We start from the raw sequence: 646 nt of genomic DNA on the forward strand, positions 1-646 counted from the left end.
CTTCGATACTCTCAGGATGACAAAATTGAATAAAACGAAAAAGTCTAGACGGTTTTTAGTAATTAATGCGAATCTGTATTTGAAAAGTATTGGTTTGAATTGAAAAAAAACACAAAGACATAAAGAAAATTCAAAGAGATATCAATAACGATGATTCTTCGAAAGGCGAAAATCAGGGAGGGCAGATGTAATAGTTTAGATTTTAAGAAATGTTATATGAAAATAATATTACCAATCTGCAACTAAACCCATAACAATTTGTTATAAAACAACACAGTAACAAAATAAAATAAATTATTATGGAAGACTTGGTAAAAAAACTTCAAACAGAAGCAGGCCTGACCGACGAACAGGCACAGAAAGCAATTAAAGTGGTTAAAGAATTTATGGACAAGGAAGGTCTGAACATAGACTGGGAAAAATTCTTTAAAGGAAAGTACGAAGATATGAGCGAAAAAGCTAAATCTTTGTTCAATAAATTGACAGACAAAGCGGAAGATTTGATAGATAAGGCTAAAGACGAAACAAAGGACTTGTTTAAATAATAGCTTTAAAATGTCTGAAAGAAGCGTGTTGTGTAAAAGATTTTTTATACCTTTGTACACTGATACTGAGACACTGAAAAGGCTCTGTCACTTGTAGAGTG

The 646-nt window shown here is 31.6% G+C and carries 1 protein-coding gene; it reads left to right on the plus strand.

All coding sequences use genetic code 11. The features are described from left to right. The first annotated feature begins 299 nt into the window (after nt 1-299). Nucleotides 300-545: a hypothetical protein gene (locus D0T56_RS06430; RefSeq protein ID WP_163319313.1), complete on the plus strand. Its 246-nt coding sequence runs from the start codon at nt 300-302 to the stop codon at nt 543-545. Nucleotides 546-646: the final 101 nt, after the last annotated feature.

Source organism: Dysgonomonas sp. 520 (genome assembly GCF_010501095.1).
In the GTDB taxonomy this organism is placed as follows: Bacteria; Bacteroidota; Bacteroidia; order Bacteroidales; family Dysgonomonadaceae; genus QVMP01.